Origin of the sequence: Solwaraspora sp. WMMD406 (assembly GCF_029626025.1) — a bacterium.
Classification (GTDB): domain Bacteria; phylum Actinomycetota; class Actinomycetes; order Mycobacteriales; family Micromonosporaceae; genus Micromonospora_E.
In genome coordinates this window covers 5,378,920-5,401,446 of sequence record NZ_JARUBF010000001.1, presented here as the reverse complement: position 1 = coordinate 5,401,446, position 22,527 = coordinate 5,378,920, and the positions used below count along the sequence as shown (strand labels likewise).

The following is a 22,527-nucleotide window of genomic DNA, read 5'->3' as shown; positions in this document are numbered from 1 at the left end:
CCGCGGAGGATTCCGTGCGTGACGGTACCGGCATCGGACAGTCCCCGGCGGTGGCGCGCCGCCGACTCCGGCTCGCGCTGCGTCGGGCCCGGGAATCGGCTGGCCTCACCCAGAGCCGGGTCGCCGAGTCACTGGACTGGTCGGTGTCCAAGGTCAACCGGATCGAGAAGGGTGACGTCACGGTCTCCACCACCGACCTGCGGGCGTTGCTGGATCTGTACGGGGTGACCGACAGTGACCGCGCTGATGGGCTAGTGCGCGATGCCCGTACCTCGCGGCGCCGCGGTTGGTGGGACGAACCCCGATACCGGGACCATCTCACCCCGGCCATGTTGCAACTGCTGCAGCTGGAGAGCGAAGCCAGCGCGATCCGGGTGTTCCAGCCGACGCTGATCCCCGGCATCCTGCAGACCCGCGAGTACGGCGAGTTCGTGCTCAACTTCTGGCGTAGCGAACTGCCCGAGGCCGATCGGACGCTGCGGCTGGAGGCCCGGTTACGCCGACGCCGGCAGGTGCTGGACCGGCCGGATCCGCCGGTCTTCCAGCTGGTGCTGGACGAGTCCGTGCTGTGGCGCACCATCGGCGGGCCGCGCGTCATGGCCGGCCAGTTCGCCCAGCTGCTGCGGGCGATGCGTCGGCCCAACGTACGGGTCCGGATCGTTCCGTTCGCCGACGCGGCGATCATGGCGATGCTCGCGCCGTTCACGCTGCTCGACTTCGATGCCGACGACACGGCGTTGCTCTACCGGGAGGGCATCCTGGTGGACGAGGTCGTCCACGCCGCGCACCGCGTCGACCGGCATCGCGGCTATTTCGCGCACATCTGGCGGGCCGCGCACGACGAGGCCACCTCTGGCCGGCTGATCGCCGAACGGTCCGCCGTCCTGACCGCCATGACCCGCTCCTGACCGCCGTGTATCCGGTCTGACCTGATGGACCGCGCGTATCGCGGGCCCGGTGCGCGGCGTTGAGCCGGGCAGGAGGGGCCGGGCGGGCAGGGAAACGATAGGGGTGGTGCGAAATGGCGTTGCGATGGCGGCGCAGCGGCCGGTGTGACACCAACGCGTGCGTGGAGGTCGCCGTGACAGCGTCCGGAGGCGTCGTGCTGCGCGACTCGGCGCGGGCCGACGGCCCGTACCTGCGGTTCGGTTCGACCAGCTGGCGCGGCTTCGTGCGGACCGTGTCGGCCGGGGGGTTCGCCGACGGAGAGCCGGGTGATCCGCCTGGAGCCCTCGGCGGCTGACCGCCCCGTGCGGTGGGCAGGCGCCCACCCGCCACGGCACACGGATCGGTGAGTACGCGTACCCAGTCCGTGCCGGCCGCCGCGACCTACGCTGGCGGTGGGGAGGTACCGCGATGGGCTATCAACTACTGACCACCGTCATCCTCGTACTGCACTTCGGGTTCCTGGCGTACCTGGCGGTCGGTGGCTTCCTGGCCTGGCGCTGGCCACGGACCATCTGGCTGCATTTACTCGCCGCCGGCTGGGGCGTGTTGGTCGTCGCCGCCAACCTGACCTGCCCGCTGACCGCCGCCGAGCACTGGGCCCGACGGCGGTCCGGGCAGGTCGGTTTCGACGAGGGCTTCGTCGACCGCTACCTGGCCGACGTCATCTATCCCGAGCAGTACGCCTGGCTGGCCCGGCTGGTGCTGGCCCTGGTCGTCGCCGTCTCCTGGGTCGGTGTGCTCAGGGCAGCCCGGCGACGGCATCCCCGAAGCTCGCTCCGGTGGCGATCGTCGCATTGACCAGCGCGGCGAGTTGCGCGCCGCTGACCCCGTGTTCCAGGTCGGTGCTGACGTCCCCGGCGAGGATCAGTTCACCGTCGCCGTTGTCGTGAACGTAGACCTTCGGCAGCAGCCGGTCGTGGTTCCACGCGTTGCAGAACTGGTACGCCTCGGTCAGCCGGTCCACCGGCAACCGCCGCTGCGCCATCACCCGGGCGTGCAGGATCTCGCGCTGCTCGCCGAGCCGCTCGAACTGGATGACCGCCTGACCCCACTTGCCGCCGACCACCCCGTCGTCGTCGACGAAGTAGCGGTCACCGCGTTCGTTGAGGGCGGCGGTGATCCCCTCCAGGGTCAGTGGCGCGACCAGGTCGAGCATGCCGTCGGCCGGCAGTTCCACGCTGGCGTACGGGTCGCGGTCCGGCTCGTCCGGGGGCAGTTCGACGCCGTCGGTCAGCGGTACGGCCGTCAGCCAGGCGTCGATCCGGGCCGACTGGTGGCCGGTGCCGTTACGGGTGTCGAAGCGGGCGGCCGACTCCCGCGCCGTGGCGGCCAGGTCGGCGCCGAGTACGGCCACGGTGACGTCGGCGGCGGGCCGGTCCCCGTACTCCGGACGGTGGATGGTGCGCTCGCCGCCGCCGGCTTCGGCGGCCAGCCGGCAGACCAGCGCCCCGGCCGCCGCGAACTCCATCGCCGAGGCGTCGTCGTAGGGCCGGTCGAGCCACTCCAGATGCTCGGCGAGGATGTCCAGCCCCCGGTCGAGGTGCCCGGTCAGCGCACAGAACCGCAGGTGCTCGGCCAGGTACGGGAAAGCTTCCCGCTCGTACCGGTGCCGCCGGTAGGCCCGCACGTGTGCCTGGGCGGCCTCGGCGTACCGGCCCAGCCGCAGGTACGGCGTGATGACCGTCACCAGCGCCTTCTCCGGCTGCTCGGTGCAGCCCAGCGCGCCGTTGAGCACCGGCTCGACGATGGTCGACGCCTCCTCCCACTCGCCCCACCCGGCGAGCAGTTCGGCCTGACGGGACGGGTCGCAGCCGGCGCAGTCGCTGTTCTCGTCCCGGGGGGCGGTCCGCCAGCGGTCCAGCCAGTGCCGGGCCTGCTCGATGTCCCCGATGTGATCGGCGATCTTGCAGCGCAGGTTGTAGACGGCCTGCAGGCTCTGCCCGCTTGCCTGGAACCGGCGCTGCATGTCGTCGAGCGCGGCCTGGGTGTGTGCGAGCCCTACCCGTGGGGTGCTCCGCAGCGTGGCCACCGCCCACTTGTGATACCAGCGCAACAGCTCGGCGTCCCACGGTTCGAAAAGCTCCGGGTGGCGGTCGAAGGTGTTCAGGCACCAGCCGAACGCCGGCAGCATCCGCCACCGTTCAGTGTGGTGGTTGAACGTCTCGATCAGCGCCATCCGGGCGTCGAAGCCGGTCCGGACCTCGCCCGCCGCGTCGGCGTGGACGATGATTCGCTCCAGTTCGGCGATCTTGCCGTCGCCATCGGGGAGGTCGGTCGCCTCCTCCAGCGCGTGGGTCAGCTCGTCGGGGGTCATCGGGACTCCTCGGGGGTGCCCGGTCCGGTCACCGGGGGATCGCTGAACGCCCGGTCCAGCAGGGCCAGGAAGGATCGGTTGAGGGCGGCGCTGTCCACCGCCCGCAGTGGATGGTGCCCGGCCAGCAGGGCCTGGCCGTACAGGGCCTCCACGGCGTGGCGCAGGGCCGGGCCCGGCTGGTGGCCGGCGAGCCGGCGCACCAGCGGGTGCCGCCAGTTGAACACCAGTTCGGGACGGTGGTCGACGTCGACGTCGTCGAACGCCGACAGCACGTCGGACCACAACTCGTCGGAACCTTCCCGCCCGCGCCGTACGCTGTCCTGCTCGCGCGCGGCCTGACCGACGACGTACAGCGCCGGTACGGTCACCGGGTCGAACTGACGCAGTTGCGGCACACAGTCCAACTCGGCCAGCACCGCGCGGGCGGTCGCCAGGAACCCGGCGGCGCTGGCGAGTTGGCCGGGGGAGAGGGTCTCCAGCCGGGCGGCGAGCTCACCGGGGTCGAGCCGGCGGGCCCGGATCGTCGGGTCCAGCCGGGGCAGCCGCTGCAAAATCTCGGCGTCGTAGGCGTAACCGGCGTTGACGATCGGCGTTCCGGCGGCGGAGGCGATGGCGGCCAGCGAACGGAATTCGTCGACCGTCTCCACGTACCGGATCATCGCCAGGTGCTGACGGAAGGTGCGCAGCGGCATCATCCCCCGGCTGGTCTCGAAGGGCAGCCACGCGTCGACGAGCCGGAGCATCTCGTCGTCGCGGACGGCCAATGCCTTGACTCCGAGGTGATGCACCCGCAGGAAGGCGGCCAGCCGATCCGGCCGGCTGACCGACAGGTCGAGCAGCCAGCCCCGGATCTGCTCGCCGAGGCTCTGCCGGACGGTGCTGAGCAGGTCGTCCTCGTAGAGGGCCTCGCGGCTGGCGGTCGGGCGCAGCACCGAGGTGTCGACGACGCAGCGGACGAAGAACGCCCACTCGGGCAGCAGTTTGCTGGCGTCGTCGCTGAGCAGCATCCGTTTGAGGTAGACCCGGTGCCCGCCCTGACCGACGGTGGACGCGGAGGGCAGCACGAAGCCCACGCCGACCAGTCCGGCCTCCGGCACCCGCAGGTCGATGACGTCCATCGGACGGGCGCCGAGCACTGTCGCGCCGTAGTCGAGCAGGGCGTCCCGGCGTACCTCGGGGTCGTCGTGCGCGACCTCCCACGGCGCGCGGGGTTCGGTCAGCGCGACCGGCTCCGCGTCGGGCCGGGTCAGCAGCACCGGTACGTCGAGCAGGTGGGCGTAGCCACGAACAAGGTCGCGGACCTGGTCGGCGGTCAGCCAGTGTGTGGTGTCGGACCGGGGCCGCAGGGTGACCGTGGTGCCGATCTCGTCCCGGGCGGTGTCGTCCACCGTGGTCGTGTAGCGCCCGTCGGCGTAGCCGGTCCAGCGCACCGCCGGGCCGCCGCGCGCGGAGCGGGAGACCACCTCCACGGCGTCGGCGACCATGAAGCAGGAGAGCAGGCCGATGCCGAACTGGCCGAGGAAATCCTGCCGGGCGAAGCCCAGCTCGTCGCGCTTGGACGTGCGCCCGACGCTGGCCAGGAACGTGTGTACCTCGGTGTCGGTCAACCCGATGCCGTCGTCGTGCACCCGCAGCCCGCCGTCCACCAGCGGCTCGATCCGTACCCCGGCCGTGGACCACCCGGGTTCGAACTCCCGGCGCGCGGTGATCGCGTCGGTGGCGTTCTGCACCAGTTCCCGGGCGAAGACCCGTGGGCTGGCGTACAGGTGGTGGCTGAGCAGGTCGACGATGCCGCGCAGGTCGACCTGGAACCGGTGTTCCATGGCGGTCACGGCGCCAACTCGGCCGCGGCGTCGGAGAACTGGCAGCCGGTGGAGATGCCGCAGCTGACCAGCTGGTCGAGCTGCGCCGGGGTGACGCCCCGTTCGAGGTCGGCGATGACCTCGCCACAGACCCGGACGCTGCCGTCGTCGTTGACGTGGACGAACGTCTTGGGCCAGAGCCGGTCGTGGTTCCACGCGTTGCAGAACGCGTACAGGGTGGGCACGTCGTCGATGGTGAACTGGACGGCCGCGATGGTGCGTACCCGCAGCAGTTCACCGGCGGGGCCCAACCGGGAGAAGAAGATCACGTTGTCGTTCCACCGTCCGACCAGGTCGCCGTCGGGATCGGTCTGATACTGGTAACCCCGTGCTTCGAGCGCCTCGGCGATCAGGTCGATGGTCAGTGGCCGGAGCAACTGCATCTCGCCGACGCCGGCGGGTGCGTTGGTCAGGTCGTCGAAGTCCGGCGGGGGCATCGATTGTTCCCTTCGGCGGGTGCGGTCCGGCGGCGGTGGCCGGACGTCGGTGCGGTAGCGGGTCGTCTGGACATCTGGACTTCTACGTGGCCCGGCCGCACCGGTGTTCGAAGCGCTCCGATCAGGCGTGCGGTATCCGGTGCGCGGCGTGCGCGGTCCGGTTCGTCGACACCCGGGCAGCGGGTGACGGCGGGACCGGAATGGGATCGTGGCACAACGATGCCAGCGACTGGGACGCGGACACGGTCGGAAAAGGCGAGGATTTGTACGGCGGCGGGGTTACGGTGTGACTCTATGGCGGGCCGGACCTCTCAGGCGAGTCGGCGGCGTGGCGGGTCGACGACCCGGGGCGCCACGACGAGTCGTGCCCGGCAACCGGTCCGTAAGCGGCCGGCGGCGCGTCGGCGTCCGGCCCGCACCTCCCCGGCCGTACTGGTCGGTCGGGCGATCGGGGCCTCCTGGATGGGGCTGGCCTCCGGCGTGGGATGGGCGGTACGCGCTGCCGGTCGTCGGGCGGCGACCGCCCGGGAGCTGGGTCCGGAGCACCGCCGTGACGGTGCCGGCCTGTTCGTGCTCGGGCTGGCGATCCTCACCGCGATGGCGGTCTGGTTCGCGGCGGCCGGCCCGTTCGGTGCCCGCATCGCCGACACCCTGCGCCTGTTCCTCGGGGCGATCTCCGTCGCCGTGCCGCTGTTGCTGCTGATCGGCGCGGTGCGGTTGATGCGCGAGCCGCCCGGCGAACCGGAGCCACGCGGGCGGGGCCTGGTCGGCTGGTCGGCGATGCTGGTCGGCACGGCCGGCCTGCTGCACGTCGGGCAGCGCCCCACCGACGACGTGCAGCGTGACTTCGCCGGCGGGCTGATCGGCCTCGGCGTCGGCGAGGTGTTGCACCGTACGGTCAGCTACTGGGTCGGCGTACCGCTGCTGATCCTGTTGTTGATCTTCGGTCTGCTGGTGGTGACCGCCACTCCGATCAACAAGATCCCGGAACGGCTGGGGCTGCTCGCCGGGGTGATCACCGGCCGGCCGGGCGACGGCGACGACAGCGGGCGTGCCGACGACCCGGACGCCGACGCGGCCGGCTCCGACGACGCCGACTCCGACCAGCCGCGCCGCCGCCCGGCGCGGCGCCGGCAGGCCAGCCGTACGGCCGACGTGGCACCGGCACCGGCCAGCGGGGACGCCGACGTGGGCCTGGACGGCCTGCTCGACCTGCAGGAGACCATGGAGCTGGCGGGCAAGCCGGGTCGGCCGGTGCCGGCCAAGGTGCCGTCCAGCCGCAAGCCCCCCGAACCGCCGGAACACTCGCCGGTGCCGACCCGGGCGGAGCAGTTGGCCATCACCGGGCTGGCCGGGGACTACTCCCTGCCGCCTGCCAAGTTGCTGCGCACCGGCCCGCCCGCCAAGACCCGCAGCAAGGCCAACGACGAGGTGATCGCCGCCCTGCAGGGGGTGTTCGAACAGTTCGACGTGGACGCGGCGGTCACCGGGTTCACCCGAGGTCCGACGGTAACCCGCTACGAGGTCGAACTCGGCCACGGGGTGAAGGTCGAGCGGATCACCCAGCTGTCGCGCAACATCGCGTACGCGGTGAAGTCTCCCGACGTCCGGATCCTCAGCCCGATCCCGGGCAAGAGCGCGGTGGGCGTGGAGATTCCGAACACCGACCGGGAGGACGTCGCTCTCGGTGACGTGTTGCGCTCCCGGGCGGCCGGTGCCGACCACCATCCGATGCTGGTCGCCCTCGGCAAGGACATCGAGGGCGGCTACGTGGTGGCCAACCTGGCCAAGATGCCGCACATCCTGATCGCCGGGGCCACCGGTGCCGGCAAGTCCTCCTGCCTGAACTCGCTGCTGATCTCGATCCTGACCCGGGCCACCCCGGACGAGGTGCGGCTGCTGCTGATCGACCCGAAACGGGTCGAGATGACCGGCTACGAAGGCATCCCGCACCTGGTCACCCCGATCGTCACCAACCCCAAGAAGGCGGCCGAGTCGCTGGACTGGGTGGTCCGCGAGATGGACATGCGCTACGACGACCTGGCCGCCAACGGGGTACGCCACATCGACGACTACAACCGTAAGGTCCGGGCTGGCGAGATCACGGCACCGCCGGGCAGCGAGCGGGAGATCCGGCCGTACCCGTACCTGCTGGTGATCGTCGACGAGTTGGCCGACCTGATGATGGTCGCGCCGCGCGACGTCGAGGACTCGGTGGTCCGGATCACCCAGCTGGCCCGGGCCGCCGGGATCCACCTGGTGCTGGCGACCCAGCGGCCCTCGGTCGACGTGGTCACCGGCCTGATCAAGGCCAACGTGCCGTCCCGGCTGGCGTTCGCGACGTCGTCGCTGTCCGACTCGCGGGTCATCCTCGACCAGCCGGGCGCGGAGAAGCTGATCGGCCGGGGCGACGGATTGTTCCTGCCGATGGGGGCGTCCAAACCGTTGCGGATTCAGGGCGCCTGGGTGAGCGAGAAGGAGATCGACGACATCGTCTCCTTCTGCAAGAAGCAGCGGGAGCCGGAGTTCCGCCCGGACGTGCTGACCACCGCCCAGGACAACAAGAAGAAGATCGACGAGGACATCGGCGACGACCTCGACCTGTTGGTGCAGGCGATCGAGCTGGTGGTGACCTCGCAGTTCGGGTCGACGTCGATGCTGCAGCGCAAACTGCGGGTCGGTTTCGCCAAGGCCGGCCGGTTGATGGACCTGATGGAGACCAGGGGGATCGTCGGGCCGTCCGAAGGCTCGAAGGCCCGCGACGTTCTCGTCAAACCGGACGAACTGGCTGACGCCCTGGCCAGCCTGCGTGGTGCCGAGGCCAGTTGACGTGTTGCCCCGCCCGGTTCGGGTGCTACCGGGATTCGACCACGCCGGCCGGCCCGGTGAACCGCCCGGTGAACCGCCCGGTGAACCGCCCACGGTGCGATCTCCGGACCGACCGGTACCCTCGGGAGGTGTCTGCGTTCGTGCCCACCCCACCCCCGCCGCCCGATCGCCGGGTCGCGCTGCTCACCCTCGGCTGTGCCCGTAACGAGGTCGACTCGGAGGAGTTGGCGGCCCGCTTGGACGCCGACGGCTGGCAGGTGAGCACCGATGCCGAAGGCGCCGACGTCGTCCTGGTCAACACCTGCGGCTTCGTCGAAAAGGCCAAACAGGATTCGGTACAGACGTTGCTGGCCGCCGCCGACACCGGCGCCAAGGTGGTCGCCACCGGCTGCATGGCCGAGCGGTACGGCCGTGAGCTGGCCGACCACCTGCCGGAAGCCCAGGCCGTGCTCGGCTTCGACGACTATCCCGACATCTCGGATCGGTTGTCCGCGGTGTTGGCGGGGGAGCGACTCACGGCGCACACCCCGCAGGACCGCCGCAAGCTGCTGCCGTTGACTCCGGTCGCCCGGCAGGAGCGCTCGGTGGTGGTACCGGGCCACGCGATCGTCGACGAGCGCACGCCGGCCCATCTGCGGGCGGTGCTCCGCCGTCGCCTCGACGACGGCCCGGTGGCCTCGCTCAAACTGGCCAGCGGATGTGACCGCCGGTGCGCGTTCTGCGCCATCCCGGCGTTTCGCGGGGCGTTCGTCTCGCGTACCCCGGACGAGCTTCTCGCCGAAGCCGAGTGGCTGGCCGGCACCGGCGTCCGCGAGTTGGTCCTGGTGAGCGAGAACTCCACCTCGTACGGCAAGGATCTCGGCGACCCGCGACTGCTGGAGAAGCTGCTGCCGCAGCTCGCCGCGATCGACGGCCTGGTGCGCGTTCGGGTGAGCTACCTGCAGCCGGCGGAGACCCGCCCCGGCCTGATCGAGGCGATCGCCACCACCGAGAAGGTCGCGCCGTACTTCGACCTGTCGTTCCAGCACGCCAGCGAGCCGGTGTTGCGCCGGATGCGCCGGTTCGGTTCGACCGAGCGGTTCCTCGAGCTGCTCGCCGCCGCCCGGGCGTTGGCCCCCGAGGCCGGGGCGCGGAGCAACTTCATCGTCGGCTTCCCCGGCGAGACCCGCGGCGACGTCGACGAACTGGTCCGCTTCCTGACGGCCGCCCGGCTGGACGCGATCGGGGTGTTCGACTACAGCGACGAGGACGGTACCGAAGCGGCGGGACTGCCGGGCAAGGTCCGGCCCGCCACCATCAAACGCCGGTACGACCGGCTCAGCGCCCTGGCCGACGAACTGTGCGCCCAGCGCGCCGAGGAACGGCTCGGCAGCAGCGTGGAGGTACTGGTCGACGCGGTGGACGACGCCGGCGTGGTCGAGGGCCGCGCCGCCCACCAGGCTCCCGAGGTGGACGGATCGACCACCCTGGTCTCCGGGGCGGCACCCGGTGGCTCGGTCGACCCGCGTGGTCTGCGCCCCGGTGACCTGGTCCGGGCCACGGTCACCGGCACCGAGGGCGTGGACCTGATCGCGGTCCCCGTCGAACTGCTGTCTTCAGCGTCCGGCCCGGCGTCTTCTCCGACGGCGCTCTCCGCCGGGGTCAGGTGACCTCGATGACCGAGTCGGGTGCGTCCGCCGGTACGAGTGCCGTCTCGACGGCGGTGCCGGTGGTGAACGCCGCGAACGCCCTCACTGGTTTGCGCATGGTGATGGTGCCGGTCTTCGTGGTGTTCGTGCTGTTGTCGCAGATGACGCATCCGGGCTGGCGGATCGCCGCCTGCGTCACGTTCGCGCTCGCCTCGGCGACCGATCTGGTCGACGGCTGGATCGCTCGCCGTTACGCCATGGTCACCTCGTTCGGCAAGGTGGCCGACCCGATCGCGGACAAGGCGCTGACCGGCACGGCGCTGGTGCTGCTCTCCTGGTACGACGTGCTGCCCTGGTGGGTGACGGCGGTGATCCTGGTCCGGGAGTTCGGCATCACCGCGATCCGGTTCTGGGTGATGCGCCACGGCGTGATCGCCGCCAGCCGTGGCGGCAAAGCCAAGACGTTGCTGCAGGTCCTGGCGATCGTGTGGTACCTGTGGCCGTTTCCGCCGCTGCTCGCCGTCGTCGGCCCGTGGATCATGGGGGCGGCGGTGGCGGTCACTGTGGCCACCGGTCTCGACTACGTCGTGCGGGCGCTGCGGCTACGTCGTCGGGCCGGGTCGGGGAGCGGCTGACCCGATGGCGCAAGATCATGACCCAGGTCCAACCCATGAAACGCCGCTGCCAGCACCGGACGGCGAGCGATCCGCCGCCGATCTCCGTATCGACCGGCCCAACTCGGGCAGCCCGGCGGCCTCCGTGGTCCATGTCCTCGCCGACCGCGGCGAGACTCTCGCCGTGGTCGAGTCGCTCACCGGCGGTTTGCTGGCGGCCGCCCTGGTCGACGTCGCCGGCGCGAGTCAGGTGTTCCGTGGCGGCCTGGTGGTCTACGCCACCGAGCTCAAGGCGTCACTGGCCGACGTCCCGCCGGACCTGCTGGCCGAACGCGGACCGGTCGATCCGGACGTGGCGACCGCCATGGCGGTCGGGGGACGCCGCCGATGCGGCGCCGACTGGGCCCTGGCCACCACCGGTGTCGCGGGCCCGCAGCCGCAGGGGGGAGCACCGGTCGGCCGGGTGTACGTCGCCGTCGCCGGTCCGGCCGGCACCGAGGTCCAGCGGCTCGATCTGAGCGGCGGACGGGACGCGATCCGGGCGACCAGCGTCACGGCGGCCCTACGACTACTCACCCTGCGGGCGCGGGCGACGGCCGGAGCCGGCTGAGGGGATATACGTTGCCATTCCGGCGGTTTCAGGTTGCGATCGCTAAATCACCCGCCGGGGTGGGATGTCGATCGGGGGCATACCGGATAAGGTTGCGGGAAGCCTCCGGCACTCGCCGGCCGGTCCCGATCAGGGGGAGGTGCGATGGTCCTGCTTCGCCGCGTCATCGGTGACGCGCTGCGTGCCCGCCGGCAGGGGCAACGCCGGACCCTGCGGGAGGTCTCCACCGCAGCCAACGTGAGCCTCGGATACCTCTCCGAGATCGAGCGCGGCCAGAAGGAGGCCTCCAGCGAGTTGCTGGCCTCGATCTGTGACGCGCTGGGCGCCCAGTTGTCCGAGTTGCTGCGGGACGTCAGCCGTACGGTGGAGTCCGCCGAGCGGATGCAGGGCCTGTTGGTCGCGGTCCCCGGACAACCGGTCGACCCGGAACACCGAGTGGTGCCGCACCCCGTCACCGAGCCCGCCGACGCCGCGAGCGATCCCCGGCGTACGAGCGATCCCCGGCGTACGAGCGATGAACCGGCGCGGTCGGCGCTCGACTCTCGTCGAGACGGTGCCGAGCGGGGCGAGTCGACGGTGCACCAGGTGACCTCCGACGGCGGTGTCACCGTCTCGGTCCGCCACGACTCGCCGCTCAAGGCCACCTTGCGGACCACCCGTCGGGTGACCAACGCCGGTGGGCGTGACCGCGACGTCATCTACGCCGCGTGAGTGGATATCGCACCCAGCGTGCCGTGGACGGGGGGCTCGACGGGGACTTCCCCGTGCCGTGCCCAGCCCGTGAACTCGGCCATTAGGGTGAGTCCCCGAGGCGTACCTCGTGAATTCGGGACCGACGCCCCATGACGCGGTGGCGTCCGCCTGAGACGATGGTATGGGTGCGCCGCACCACTGCCCGGGTCCGACCCCAGGTGGTCAGACCGTAAGCGCCGATAGTGAGGGGATACCGCGGAGATGGCGAACCCGTTTGTCAAGGGTTGGCGCTACTTGATGGCGCTCTTTGGCGCCAAGATAGATGAGCACGCTGATCCCAAGGTGCAGATCCAGCAGGCGATCGAGGACGCACAGCGCCAACACCAGGCACTCGTCCAGCAGGCCGCCGCCGTGATCGGCAACCAGCGTCAGCTGGAGATGAAGCTGTCCCGGCAGATGAGCGAGGTCGAGCGGCTGCAGGGCATGGCCCGCCAGGCGCTGGTGCTGGCGGACAAGGCCCGTTCCGCCGGTGACGAGGCAGAGGCCACCAAGTACGAGCAGACCGCCCAGACCCTCGCCACCCAGTTGGTCTCCGGCGAACAGTCGATGGAGGATCTCAAGACCCTGCACGACCAGTCGCTGGCCGCCGCCGCCCAGGCCCGTCAGGCGGTGGAGAACAACCAGATGATCCTGCAGCAGAAGCTCGCCGAGCGCACCAAGCTGCTCAGCCAGCTGGAGCAGGCCAAGATGCAGGAGACCGTGGCCGCGTCGCTGGAGTCGATGTCGGCGCTTGCCGCGCCGAAGAACACCCCCTCGCTCGACGAGGTCCGGGACAAGATCGAGCAGCGGTACGCCACCGCCATGGGCCGGGCCGAACTGGCCGGCAACTCGGTCGAGGGCCGGATGCTCGAGGTCCAGAAGTCGTCGCTCGACCTGGCCGGCAACTCCCGACTCGAACAGATCCGGGCGAGCATGGCCGGAGAGAAGCTCGCCGGACAGGACACGTCTCCCGCGGTGGGCTCCACCGCGCCGACGGCCGACACCGCGAGCGTGGCACGGCTCGATCAACTGCGTGCGTCGATGGCCCAGGAGAAGAACACCGGGGACGCCAGCGCCGCCAGCTGATCGTGGCTGGCGGGCGGCGCTGACCCCGCCGGGGAGGAGCACAGGTGGCAGACGAACGGGCCCGCTACTTCCGGAGGCTGCGTAAGCTGCGCCGCTCCGCCCGCCGCTGGAGCGTCCTCGCCGCCGGATTCGGCGGTGCCACGGCCGTTCTGGTGCCGTACGCCGGCGTCAGCCCGGTCGACGCCATCTGGGCGGCGGTCGCGGGCGGTAGCACCGCGTTGGCCTTCTGGCGCTGGTCGGACCTGCGGGCGATCGCCGCGCAGCCGGCACCACCGGCGCCGGATCCGGCGATCGCCGCCGAACAGACCCGGCTGCGGCTGGTCGCCACCGTGGAACGCTCCCCGGTCGGCCGGGCGGCCCTCGGCGAAGTACGCCGGCAGCAGGCCAGGTTCGCGCTGCGCGGCTCGGCGGCGGCTGGCCTGTGGACCCGCCTGGACCGGGCCGAGACGACCTTGACCGGCCTCGCCGGCCGGTTGACCGGACCCGGCGAGCCCGCCCTGCTGGAAGCCGCCGTGGCCGAGCGGAGCCTGCGCGACCTCGCACACCGGGTCGCCAGCGTCGAGAAAGCGCTCCGGCTGGCCCCCGACGACGCCGCCCTGACCCATTCGCACCGGGTGCTGGTCGAGCAGCTGGAAGCGGGCGTCGTCGCGTACGAAGGACTCGTCGCCGCGGCGGCGAACTACGTCGCCGAGGACGGCCGGGCTGTGCACGAGCACCCGTCGGTGTCCCGTCTCACCGAGGCGGGTGACCTGCTGCGGGGGGTCGCCGCAGGTCTGGCCGAGCTGCGCCAGGACCACGGTCCGGCTGGCAGAGCGGGCACCAGTACGTGATCCGGCCGGACGCGTCGGACGTACGGATCGGGGTGCCACATCGACGGCAGGGCCGACCAGCCCTGCCGTACACGTAGGTCGGCTCCCGGGGAAGGCCGGTCACGCTGCGGCGGGTCCGGCCCCGATTGGCCCGGAGCAGCCGGTGCGCCAGCCCCACCAACGCCGGTAGGTCCCGGACTGCGGCGACCGGGGTCCCGGGCGCGAGACCGCGCAGGAACAGCAGCTCGCAGGCGTACACGTTGCCGATCCCGGCCAGGTTGCGTTGATCGCGGAGAGCGTCTTCGATCGAGGTGTCCGGCTGACCCCGTAGTCGGCGGACCGCCTCCTCGGCGTTCCAGTCCTCCCCGAGCAGATCCGGTCCGAGATGCCCGGTCAGGTCCGCCTCCCGTGCGCTGTCCACCAGTGCCAGATCGTGCAGGTGGTAGCCGACCGCCACGGTCCGCGCCGTACGCAGCACCACTCTGACGAGGTGGGCCGGCTGATCGCTCCACCGCTGCCCGTTGCGGTACGTTCGCCAGCTGCCGTCCATCCGCAGATGGGAGTGCAGTGTCAATCGGCGGTGACCGTCGGGCGCGGCCAAGCGCAGCAGCAGGTGCTTTCCCCGGCTGGCGCAGTCCAGGACGGTCCAGCCGGCGAGATCCGTGGTGGCCAGCGTCGGCACTCGGAAGTCGGTCCCGGTCAGCCGCGATCCGGCGAGCTCTGTCCGCAGCTGTCGAGCGGTGTTCCACACGGTGTCGCCTTCGGGCACCGGTCCATCCTGCTACGGAACGCGAGCCCGCCGCAGCCGGAACGACCCGGCCGGGGTGGCGCACATCGCCGCCCCGGCCGGGTCGTCCGTACGACTCAGTATCGTCGCCGGAACACGGCGAACGTGGCGCCCGCGCCGAGGACCAACGCGCCGGCGAGGACCACCCAGACAGCTGTCGAACTGACTCCGGTGCCCAGCTCGGCGTTGGCCGCGACGGCGGCGAACAGGCTGTCGTCCGGCGGAGCAGGCATCGCCACCGGCGGAAGCTCGCCGTAGCGCACCAGCCCGGTGCTCTCCAACAGGGACATGTGGGTCATCACGAAGCCGTTGGCGTCCTGGGCGAGCTGGCGGACCACGTCGTTGCGGGTGCTGGCGCGCACCGCGCCGATGACCGGGAAGATGTTGCCGTGCGCCGCGCGGAGCCGGTCGACGAAGATCCGGTCGAACCGGGCGCCCTCGGACCGTTTCATCTCGTCCACCCAGCCCTGTTGGGTCGCGGTGGGGTCGGTGGGCAGCTCCACTCCCAGCTGATTCGCGGCTTCCACCACGAGCAGATCCAGCTCGATGTGCTGAGCGGCGATCTCCGCGCCGACCTCGCGTACCCGCTGACTGCTGCCCTTTTCCGCTGCCAGCTGGCCGGCCGGGATCTCCCACAGTCCGGCCAGCCGGACGCCGTTGAGCAGGGCGATGTCGGCGGCACCGAGTTGGGTCGCGCCAGAGGGCTGCGCCAGCGCGACACCAGGCAGCGCGAGCAGGCCGGCGACGAGCCCCACCAGGACCGCTGTCAGCCGGCGCGGGGTGTGTGCCGCAGATCGTGCCCGGGCCATAGTGCTCAACCTCCGAGTAGGGCGATAGCGGATCGTATGATCGAGAAGAACGTTATGTCGAATACCTCTTACCGTCAATGCTCCTGGTACGGAAAACGCAAGACTTGAGCCACATTTAATGCTCTGCTGTGGCTAATCTGACTCAACTCCCTGGCATCCGCCGCCCATCCACCGTTCGGATGATGTCGGTGGTTCAAGGTCCAGTTCACAGGGTTGGTCACATGGTGCGAATGTTGCACCCAGGACTGGCTGTGCGGCGTCGTGCGGGTAGCGACCGGCTCACGGTGTTCCGACACGGTAGCAGAATGCCAACCTATTGTTGACCCGGAGAAACGGGGAAATGCGCTACGGGTACTCGTCGGGTCGCGGCGAGCGCACCATGTCCGCGTATCTGCGGTGGCTGGCGCCATAGATGGCGAAGTTGAGCCGAGCATGGGAGAGGCTGAGATCACCATTCGGTCCGTCGCGCACCACCTCGGCGTCCTGGTCGCCCTGGCCGTCGTCGGTCCAGAAGCAGACGGGGCAGGTGATGCATCCGGTCCGGTAACCACAGCAAGGACATCTGTCGACGGAGTGCGGGCCCACCCGCTAAGCCTTCCACAGTGAGATTTCACGCGTGTGCCCGAGGTGGTCGGTCCCGGCTGGTCACGTACGGCAGGCTTCCCGTCGACCAGGAGCGACCGTCCACCGTCCACACCGGTCGGCCCGGCCAGCGCCGGCACGCTGGACTCGACCAGCATGGACGCGGGACGGATCTGTTCCCCGAGCAGTTACGACAGTCGTAGGCCGCGTGGTGTGGCGCGGAATCCCGCCGCCGCCAACGCCGAGTGCAGTGGCGACTCGCGTACCGGCGCGCCGTCCGCCCGTTCCACCGAGATCGGGCCGAGCGCGCCGGAGGTGACCGTGGCGGCCAAGGCACGCGCCGCCGCCGCGAGAACGGTGTCGTCGTCGGTGAAACACAGCAGACTGCGGCCGCCCCGCTCGACATAGAGTGCCAGTTCCCCGGAGACCAGTACGACCAGTGCTCCTGCTTTGCGTCCGGGCCGGTGCCCGGCCACCTGTCCGTCGCCGGCGTCCAGGGCCCGTTCCGGCCAGCTCAGCGCGGCGCCGTACGGGTTGGCCGGGTCGGTCGCCGCCAGGACCAGCGGCCGGATGGCCGCCCGGCCCGCCCCGGGCGCGCCCCGCCGGTCCGCGTGCGCTCCGGCCGCCTCCACCCCGGATGCGTGCGCTCCGGTCGCCTCCACCCCGGATGCGTGCGTGCCGGCCGCGTGCGTTCCGGCCGCCTCCACCCTGGCCGCCGGCTGCCGCACCGTGTTCGCCGGATCTGGCCCGGTCCGGTCCGTGCCGAGCAACGGAGCGAGTTCCCGCAACCGTTCCACCGCAGCGGGTACGGCGAACTGGGCGGCACCGAGTCCGTCGACGAAGTAGCCGCGCCGGGCCGCGCCCCGTTCCTCCATCGCCGCCAGCACCGGATAGACCGCCGCGAACCCACCGGGCTGCCCCTCGGCGACGACGGCACCGCGGGTCAGTACCCCGTACCGTTCCAACAGAACCTCGGCCGCGACGGCGCAGCGGCGGGTCGGATCCGGATCCGGCGCGGGTAGCCGGGACCAGCGTCCCACCAGGGTCGGCGGTGCGCCCTGCGCGCCCAGGATCGCCCGCCCCGGGCGGCGGTGCCGGACCCGGGGCGGAGCCGGCCGGATCCGACGGGTGCCTGCCGACCCGAGGACGGCCCGCAGCGGGGCGAGGGTGTCGTTGGTCAACCAGCCGGCCCAGACCAGCTCCCAGAGCGCGGTCTCCAGTCGCGGCACCCGATCGTCGGCAGTCGGTGTCGATGCCGTTGCCCATGCCGCGGTCGACGTCGTTGCCGACGTCATGGCCGACGAGCCGGCCCGCTCGGCGAGCTGGCGGAAGAACAGCGCGGAACCGTCGGCCAACGCGTCGAGGATCGCTTCGTGTACGGCGGTCAGCGGCAACGCGGGATCCGGTGGTGGCAGCAGCAGCGGGGCGGTTTCGGCGAATACGAGCCGGATCCAGCCGTCACCTCCGCTGGCGGTGCCGCACCCCGCCCAGAGCACCTCGCCGGTGGCGCAGAGTTCGTCGAGTTGGGCGGGGGCGTAGTCGCTGACCCGGGCCGGCAGGATCAGCCGTTCGAGGGTGGAGGCCGGCACCGCGACACCCTGCAACTGGTCGACGGCCTCGGCCACGCCGTCGACGCCGCGACCGGGCCGGACGATCTGCTGCCAGTGCGGCAGGAACCGGGCCAGAGTGGTGGCCGGCACCGGCTCGATCTCGCGGCGTAGCGCGGCCAGCGAACGCCGACGCAGCAGCCGCAGCACCTCGGCGTCGCACCATTCGGTGCCCGTACGGTCCGCGGTGAACTCGCCCGCGACGACACCACGGGTGGTGGCCAGCCGGCGCAGGGTCTGCTCCACCACGAATCCACCGAGACCGAACCGGGCCGCGCAGTCCGCCGCGTCGAACGGCCCGTGGGTACGGGCGTACCGGGCGACCAGGTCCGCCAGCGGATCCGCGACCGGGGCGAGGTGTGCCTCGGCGACGCCGACCGGCAGCGCCACGCCGAGCGCGTCGCGCATCCGGGCGGCGTCCTCGACGGCTATCCACCGGTCCTGGCCGGCGATCCGTACCCGGATGGCTCGGCGCGACCGCGCCAGCTCGTCGATCCATCGTGGATCGACCGATCGTTCGGCCAGCTCGGCGTCGCTGAGATCGCCCAGGATCCGCAGCATCTCGGCGACGTCCTCGGCGTCGCGGGGCTGGCGGTGTCCGCCGAGCCACCGCAGTTGCCGGTCGGTCTCGGTCAGCACCGCCGGGTCGAGTAGTTCGCGCAACTCGATCCGGCCGAGGAGTTCGCCCAACAGGGTCGAGTCGAGGGTCAGCGCGGCGGCCCGCCGTTCGGCCAGCGGCACGTCCCCTTCGTACAGGAAGGCGCCGACGTAGCCGAAGAGCAGGGACCGGGCGAACGGGGAAGGCCTGGGGGTCTCCACCTCGACGAGCCGGGTCCGTCGCGCGTCCAGGTCCCGCATCAGCGTCACCAGCGCCGGCATGTCGAACACGTCCCGTAGGCACTCGCGGGCGGTCTCCAGCGTGATCGGGAAGTCGGGGAACTGCCGGGCGACGTCGAGCAGCTGGGCCGCGCGTTGCCGCTGCTGCCACAGCGGCTGCCGACGGCGGGGGTCGCGGCGGGGCAGCAGCAGCGCCCGCGCGGCGCATTCGCGGAACCGGGCGGCGAACAGGGCGGAACCGCCGACACACTCCTCGACGACCCGACCGATCTCGTCGGCGTCGAACGCGACCAGGTCGGCTCCGGGTGGGGAGTCCACCATCTCCGGTAGGCGGATGACGATGCCGTCGTCGCCGGGCATGACCTGGGCGTCGACGCCGTACCGCTCGGTGAGCCGTTGGCCGATCGCCAGCGCCCACGGCCCGTTGACCCTGGCCCCGAAGACGCTGTGCACCACCAGTCGCCAGTCGCCCAGCTCGTCGTGGAAGCGCTCGACGACGATGGTCCGGTCGTCGGGGAGCGCGCGGGTGGCGGAGCGCTGCTCGGCGACGTAGCGCACCAGGTTGTCGGCGGCCCAGTCGTCCAGCCCGGTCGAGCGCAGTGCGGTCCGCGCCGCCTGCGGTTCCTGGCGGGCCAGGGCCCGTAGTCGGGCTCCGAGGGCCCGGCCGAGCTCGACCGGCCGGCCCGGTTGGTCGCCTTTCCAGAACGGCATCCGGGCGGGCTGGCCGGCGGCGGGGGAGACCAGCACCCGGTCCGGGGTGATCTCTTCGATCCGCCAGGAGGTGGCACCGAGCAGGAACACGTCACCGACTCGGGACTCGTAGACCATCTCCTCGTCGAGCTCGCCCACCCGGGCGGCACGTTCGGCACCGGCGAGGAAGACCCCGAACAGTCCTCGGTCGGGGATCGTGCCGCCGCTGGTGACGGCGAGGCGTTGCGCGCCGGGCCGGCCGGTGAGCAGGTCGGTGCCGCGATCCCAGACCAGGCGGGGACGGAGTTCGGCGAACGCGGTCGACGGGTATCGGCCGGAGAGCATGTCCAGTACCGCGTGCAGGGCGGACTCCGGCAGTTCGGCGAAGGGCGCGGCGCGGCGCACGAGGTCCGCCAGGTCGTCGACCCGCCAGGTGTCGAGTGCCACCATCGCGACGATCTGCTGGGCGAGGACGTCCAGCGGGTTGCGTGGCGGGTGCAGTTCCTCGATTTCCGCCGCCGCCATCCGCTCGGTGACCACCGCGCAGGACAGCAGGTCGCCACGGTGTTTGGGCAGGATCACGCCTCGGGACAGGGCGCCGACCTGGTGCCCGGCCCGGCCGATGCGCTGCAGGCCGGCGGCGACGCTCGGCGGCGCCTCGATCTGCACGACCAGGTCGACCGCGCCCATGTCGATGCCGAGCTCCAGACTGGACGTGGCGACGACCGCCGGCAGCTGTCCGGATTTCAGCGCTTCTTCGATCTGTTGGCGTTCGACGCGGGACACACTGCCGTGATGGGCTCGGGCGACCACCGCCGGCACCCCTCGGGCCGCCCCGGACTGCGCCATGATCTCCGCCGGTTGCCGGCTGCCGAACCCGCCGCGCGGCCGACCCCACTCGTCACGCTCCGCGTCTGTCCCGGCCCCGGAGCCGTCGGTACGGCGATCGGCGGCCAGTTCGTTGAGCCGGGCGCAGAGCCGTTCGGCCGACCGCCGGGAGTTGGTGAAGACGATGGTGGAGCGGTGCTGTTCGATCAGGTCGAGGACCCGCTCCTCGACGGCCGGCCAGATGGAGCGGTTCGCGGCGGTCGGGCCAGCCGTTGTCGCGGTCGGGCCGGCCGCGCTGGTACGGGTCGGGTCGTCGTCGTACGGGTGCTCTCGCTCGTCGAGTTGGGTCATGTCCGGTACCGGCACCTGAACGCTGATGTCGATGGTCTTGGCGGTGGGTGGGGACACCACCCGCACCGGATGTCGGCCGCCGAGGAAACGAGCGGTCTTGTCGATCGGGCGGACCGTCGCGGACAGACCGATCCGTTGCGCCGGGGTGGCCAGCAGCGCGTCGAGACGCTCCAGACAGAGTGCCAGGTGGGCGCCGCGTTTGTTGCCGGCGATGGCGTGCACCTCGTCGACGATGACCGTCCGTACGCCGCGCAGCGATTCCCGGGCGGCGGAGGTGAGCAGCAGGAACAGCGACTCGGGTGTGGTGATCAGGACGTCCGGCGGGGTCCGGCCGAAGGCGCGCCGTTGGTCCGCCGGGGTGTCGCCGGTGCGAATCCCGACGCTGATGTCCGACGCCGCCAGGCCCAGGCGGGCGGCGGTCTGATCGATGCCGACCAGCGGAGTACGCAAGTTGCGGTCGACGTCGACGGCGAGCGCCTTGAGGGGACTGACGTAGAGCACCCGGCAGCGGTGGCGGGGTTCGGTGGGCGGCGGAGACGTGGCGATCCGGTCGAGTGACCAGAGGAAGGCGGCGAGCGTCTTGCCCGAACCGGTGGGGGCGACGACCAGCGTGTGGTGGCCGGCGCTGATCGCTTCCCAGGCGCCTGTCTGGGCTGCGGTCGGTGCCGCGAAGGCCGCGGTGAACCACTCCCGGGTCGCGGGCGCGAACCGCTGAAGTATCGCCGTCACCGCACCATCCTGCCTGCTCGGTCCGACAATCCTGCCCGCTCTGTCGGACGATGTTCGCCACCGCTCGTTGACGGGCTCTGGCGGACGCGGCGGGTCGAGGCATCGGTCTGAGCACCAAAAAGAACTAATACGGCAAGTCTCGCTTGCCCGACTTGCGGGTATGCAGTACTTTTTCAGCATCATCCGATACGTCCGAGGAGTACCCCTATGCCCGTGGTCGAGCGCGGCGTCCATCACGACACGGAGGTGCTGCTCCGTCAGGTGGACGGGCTGGTGGCGTTGCTGCGAGCGCGCTATCGCCGGCTTGACCCGCAGGCCGTGGCCCGGTTCGCCGACTCGTTACGGGCGCTGATCATCAGTAGCGGACCGGCCAGCGCTGTCGAGCGGGCCCGAGTGCGGGCCACCGTGCACTCCAGCATGCTATTGGCGGGCCGCCACGGGCTCCTGCCGGAGATGCCGGTGCTGTCGACCGCCTCCGCCTCGGTGGGTGGTCCGCCGACCGAGGTGCCGGTCGCGGCGCCGACCGACGACCAAGCCCGGTAGCGCCCGGCGGGTAGCGGCGGGTAGCGGATCGGCGGTCGCGGTCGGCGTGGCTGGTCGCGAGGTCTCGTCGTCTGCCGTCGGTAAAGCGACCGTTCCACAGTGGTGTCTTCCATGAATCGCCGGCTCATCCGGCGGGTATGACGATCAGGCCGACGGGTTCGGCCGGCATCCGCCGGTAACCATCTGGTAACTACCGTTTGCGGGTCCATGGCTTACCATCCAGGTTCCCGGCTCGAGTGGCCGACACCGACGGTGCGATACCGGCCGTCCTCGGTCGGCGACCGAGGGCCGGTAGGGTAGCGGGAGACGACACGGAAGGGGGTACGGATGACGCGTCTGCTCAGCCTGCCCTCGCACCGATGCCTTGCCGCCGTGCTGCTGTTCCTGCTCGCCGCCACGGCCGTACACGGATCCGCGTCGGTGGCCAATCCGGTGGTCGCGATCGCGCCGGGTCCGTCGTCGATCGGGGCGGCTCTGCTGCACCAGACCGTCTCCGTCGGAGGTCGCGGCGAGGCCGGCGAGGCCGACGTCGACCGTCCCGATCGACCACTGTCCGTCGACCAGCCGCGTCGCCCGGAGCACGACCACGCGACGCCGATGGTGGGGTCCACCGCCGGCTGGGCCGCGAGCCGGTTCGCCCGTGGCGACCTCGCGGATCGGCCGACCGACCGCTCGGCGGCCCGCCTCAGCCCGCGCGACATCGACAGCCGTGGTCCTCCGGACCGACCCTAGTCAGCCTGACCGTCCACTGATCGGATCGGCGGCACCACCGGCCGGCCAGCGCGTCGCGCAGCCGTCGGATCCGCCCACCGCCCGAGCCATCCGCGCCGTCGCGTTTCCCGACGTCGCGCCGATCGCCCGATGACGGCCGACCTGGCCGCCGACCGTCGGCCTC

The 22,527-nt window shown here is 71.4% G+C and carries 19 protein-coding genes; 12 read left to right on the top strand and 7 right to left on the bottom strand.

What is annotated here, in order from left to right; translation table 11 throughout:
• Nucleotides 1–14 precede the first annotated feature (14 nt).
• From O7632_RS23840 to O7632_RS23830, 3 genes are all read left to right on the top strand, one after another.
• Entirely contained in the window at nucleotides 15–908 is an 894-nt protein-coding gene (locus O7632_RS23840; protein WP_278117379.1) for a helix-turn-helix transcriptional regulator, read from the top strand.
• A gap of 113 nt (nucleotides 909–1,021) precedes the next feature.
• Nucleotides 1,022–1,243, top strand: coding sequence for a DUF397 domain-containing protein (locus O7632_RS23835; protein ID WP_278117377.1), 222 nt, complete (start codon nucleotides 1,022–1,024; stop codon nucleotides 1,241–1,243).
• Nucleotides 1,244–1,356: 113 nt separating this feature from the next.
• Nucleotides 1,357–1,746 (top strand): DUF2784 domain-containing protein, encoded by a 390-nt coding sequence (locus tag O7632_RS23830; protein WP_278117376.1) that lies wholly within the window; start codon nucleotides 1,357–1,359, stop codon nucleotides 1,744–1,746.
• Here O7632_RS23830 and O7632_RS23825 read toward each other — a convergent pair.
• From O7632_RS23825 to O7632_RS23815, 3 genes are read right to left on the bottom strand one after another with little or no spacing between them, the layout of a single operon-like run.
• The gene (locus O7632_RS23825; protein ID WP_278117375.1) at nucleotides 1,688–3,262 is read right to left on the bottom strand and encodes a YbjN domain-containing protein; all 1,575 of its coding nucleotides are present in this window, start codon (nucleotides 3,260–3,262) and stop codon (nucleotides 1,688–1,690) included. The two genes, O7632_RS23830 and O7632_RS23825, sit on opposite strands and share 59 nt — an antisense overlap.
• On the bottom strand, nucleotides 3,259–5,085 hold the full coding sequence (locus tag O7632_RS23820; protein ID WP_278120326.1) for an HSP90 family protein: 1,827 nt from the start codon (nucleotides 5,083–5,085) through the stop codon (nucleotides 3,259–3,261). The genes O7632_RS23825 and O7632_RS23820 overlap by 4 nt, the downstream gene beginning before the upstream one ends.
• Nucleotides 5,086–5,090: 5 nt before the next feature.
• Entirely contained in the window at nucleotides 5,091–5,507 is a 417-nt protein-coding gene (locus O7632_RS23815; RefSeq protein ID WP_278120324.1) for a YbjN domain-containing protein, read from the bottom strand.
• A 348-nt stretch (nucleotides 5,508–5,855) separates the two neighbouring features.
• Between O7632_RS23815 and O7632_RS23810 the strand changes: the two genes are divergently transcribed.
• The 7 genes from O7632_RS23810 to O7632_RS23780 all read left to right on the top strand — a co-directional run bounded on the left by O7632_RS23810 (nucleotide 5,856) and on the right by O7632_RS23780 (nucleotide 13,890).
• The gene (locus O7632_RS23810; protein ID WP_278117373.1) at nucleotides 5,856–8,390 is read left to right on the top strand and encodes a DNA translocase FtsK; all 2,535 of its coding nucleotides are present in this window, start codon (nucleotides 5,856–5,858) and stop codon (nucleotides 8,388–8,390) included.
• Nucleotides 8,391–8,530: 140 nt separating this feature from the next.
• Complete coding sequence (gene rimO, locus O7632_RS23805) at nucleotides 8,531–10,039, top strand: 30S ribosomal protein S12 methylthiotransferase RimO (RefSeq protein WP_278120322.1); 1,509 nt, start codon at nucleotides 8,531–8,533, stop codon at nucleotides 10,037–10,039.
• 95 nt (nucleotides 10,040–10,134) lie between these two features.
• Nucleotides 10,135–10,653 carry a CDP-diacylglycerol--glycerol-3-phosphate 3-phosphatidyltransferase gene (gene pgsA, locus O7632_RS23800; protein WP_278117371.1) on the top strand — a complete coding sequence of 173 codons (519 nt, stop codon included), beginning with the start codon at nucleotides 10,135–10,137 and terminating at the stop codon, nucleotides 10,651–10,653.
• Between the two features lie 4 nt (nucleotides 10,654–10,657).
• On the top strand, nucleotides 10,658–11,242 hold the full coding sequence (locus O7632_RS23795) for a CinA family protein (protein WP_278117369.1): 585 nt from the start codon (nucleotides 10,658–10,660) through the stop codon (nucleotides 11,240–11,242).
• Nucleotides 11,243–11,386: 144 nt separating this feature from the next.
• On the top strand, nucleotides 11,387–11,953 hold the full coding sequence (locus O7632_RS23790) for a helix-turn-helix transcriptional regulator (protein ID WP_278117368.1): 567 nt from the start codon (nucleotides 11,387–11,389) through the stop codon (nucleotides 11,951–11,953).
• Between the two features lie 243 nt (nucleotides 11,954–12,196).
• On the top strand, nucleotides 12,197–13,060 hold the full coding sequence (locus O7632_RS23785; RefSeq protein ID WP_278117367.1) for a PspA/IM30 family protein: 864 nt from the start codon (nucleotides 12,197–12,199) through the stop codon (nucleotides 13,058–13,060).
• A 44-nt stretch (nucleotides 13,061–13,104) separates the two neighbouring features.
• A complete protein-coding gene (locus tag O7632_RS23780; RefSeq protein WP_278117366.1) occupies nucleotides 13,105–13,890 on the top strand; it encodes a hypothetical protein in 786 nt (261 codons plus the stop codon).
• Here O7632_RS23780 and O7632_RS23775 read toward each other — a convergent pair.
• The 4 genes from O7632_RS23775 to O7632_RS23760 form a co-directional block, all read right to left on the bottom strand.
• On the bottom strand, nucleotides 13,793–14,638 hold the full coding sequence (locus O7632_RS23775) for a DNA-formamidopyrimidine glycosylase family protein (protein WP_278117364.1): 846 nt from the start codon (nucleotides 14,636–14,638) through the stop codon (nucleotides 13,793–13,795). The genes O7632_RS23780 and O7632_RS23775 overlap by 98 nt on opposite strands.
• Before the next feature lie 95 nt (nucleotides 14,639–14,733).
• Nucleotides 14,734–15,465: a DUF4142 domain-containing protein gene (locus tag O7632_RS23770; RefSeq protein ID WP_278117362.1), complete on the bottom strand. Its 732-nt coding sequence runs from the start codon at nucleotides 15,463–15,465 to the stop codon at nucleotides 14,734–14,736.
• 345 nt (nucleotides 15,466–15,810) lie between these two features.
• Entirely contained in the window at nucleotides 15,811–16,050 is a 240-nt protein-coding gene (locus tag O7632_RS23765; protein WP_278117360.1) for a CPCC family cysteine-rich protein, read from the bottom strand.
• 185 nt (nucleotides 16,051–16,235) lie between these two features.
• Nucleotides 16,236–21,089, bottom strand: a complete 4,854-nt coding sequence (locus O7632_RS23760; protein WP_278117358.1) for an ATP-dependent helicase — start codon at nucleotides 21,087–21,089, stop codon at nucleotides 16,236–16,238.
• 207 nt (nucleotides 21,090–21,296) lie between these two features.
• On the opposite strand from O7632_RS23760, the gene O7632_RS23755 reads away from it, so the two are divergent.
• Both O7632_RS23755 and O7632_RS23750 read left to right on the top strand, forming a co-directional pair.
• Complete coding sequence (locus O7632_RS23755; RefSeq protein ID WP_278117356.1) at nucleotides 21,297–21,632, top strand: hypothetical protein; 336 nt, start codon at nucleotides 21,297–21,299, stop codon at nucleotides 21,630–21,632.
• Between the two features lie 327 nt (nucleotides 21,633–21,959).
• Nucleotides 21,960–22,364: a hypothetical protein gene (locus O7632_RS23750; RefSeq protein ID WP_278117354.1), complete on the top strand. Its 405-nt coding sequence runs from the start codon at nucleotides 21,960–21,962 to the stop codon at nucleotides 22,362–22,364.
• Nucleotides 22,365–22,527: the final 163 nt, after the last annotated feature.

Excerpts from the sequence above, each read along its gene's own strand:
- O7632_RS23790 (WP_278117368.1), top strand. The coding sequence starts at position 11,387 with ATGGTCCTGCTTCGCCGCGTCATCGGTGACGCGCTGCGTGCCCGCCGG.
- O7632_RS23770 (WP_278117362.1), bottom strand. The coding sequence starts at position 15,465 with ATGGCCCGGGCACGATCTGCGGCACACACCCCGCGCCGGCTGACAGCG.
- O7632_RS23785 (WP_278117367.1), top strand. The coding sequence starts at position 12,197 with ATGGCGAACCCGTTTGTCAAGGGTTGGCGCTACTTGATGGCGCTCTTT.
- O7632_RS23810 (WP_278117373.1), top strand. The coding sequence starts at position 5,856 with ATGGCGGGCCGGACCTCTCAGGCGAGTCGGCGGCGTGGCGGGTCGACG.
- O7632_RS23815 (WP_278120324.1), bottom strand. The coding sequence starts at position 5,507 with ATGCAGTTGCTCCGGCCACTGACCATCGACCTGATCGCCGAGGCGCTC.
- O7632_RS23755 (WP_278117356.1), top strand. The coding sequence starts at position 21,297 with ATGCCCGTGGTCGAGCGCGGCGTCCATCACGACACGGAGGTGCTGCTC.
- O7632_RS23830 (WP_278117376.1), top strand. The coding sequence starts at position 1,357 with ATGGGCTATCAACTACTGACCACCGTCATCCTCGTACTGCACTTCGGG.
- pgsA (WP_278117371.1), top strand. The coding sequence starts at position 10,135 with ATGGTGATGGTGCCGGTCTTCGTGGTGTTCGTGCTGTTGTCGCAGATG.
- O7632_RS23795 (WP_278117369.1), top strand. The coding sequence starts at position 10,658 with ATGGCGCAAGATCATGACCCAGGTCCAACCCATGAAACGCCGCTGCCA.
- O7632_RS23835 (WP_278117377.1), top strand. The coding sequence starts at position 1,022 with ATGGCGTTGCGATGGCGGCGCAGCGGCCGGTGTGACACCAACGCGTGC.
- O7632_RS23750 (WP_278117354.1), top strand. The coding sequence starts at position 21,960 with ATGACGCGTCTGCTCAGCCTGCCCTCGCACCGATGCCTTGCCGCCGTG.
- O7632_RS23825 (WP_278117375.1), bottom strand. The coding sequence starts at position 3,262 with ATGACCCCCGACGAGCTGACCCACGCGCTGGAGGAGGCGACCGACCTC.
- O7632_RS23820 (WP_278120326.1), bottom strand. The coding sequence starts at position 5,085 with ATGGAACACCGGTTCCAGGTCGACCTGCGCGGCATCGTCGACCTGCTC.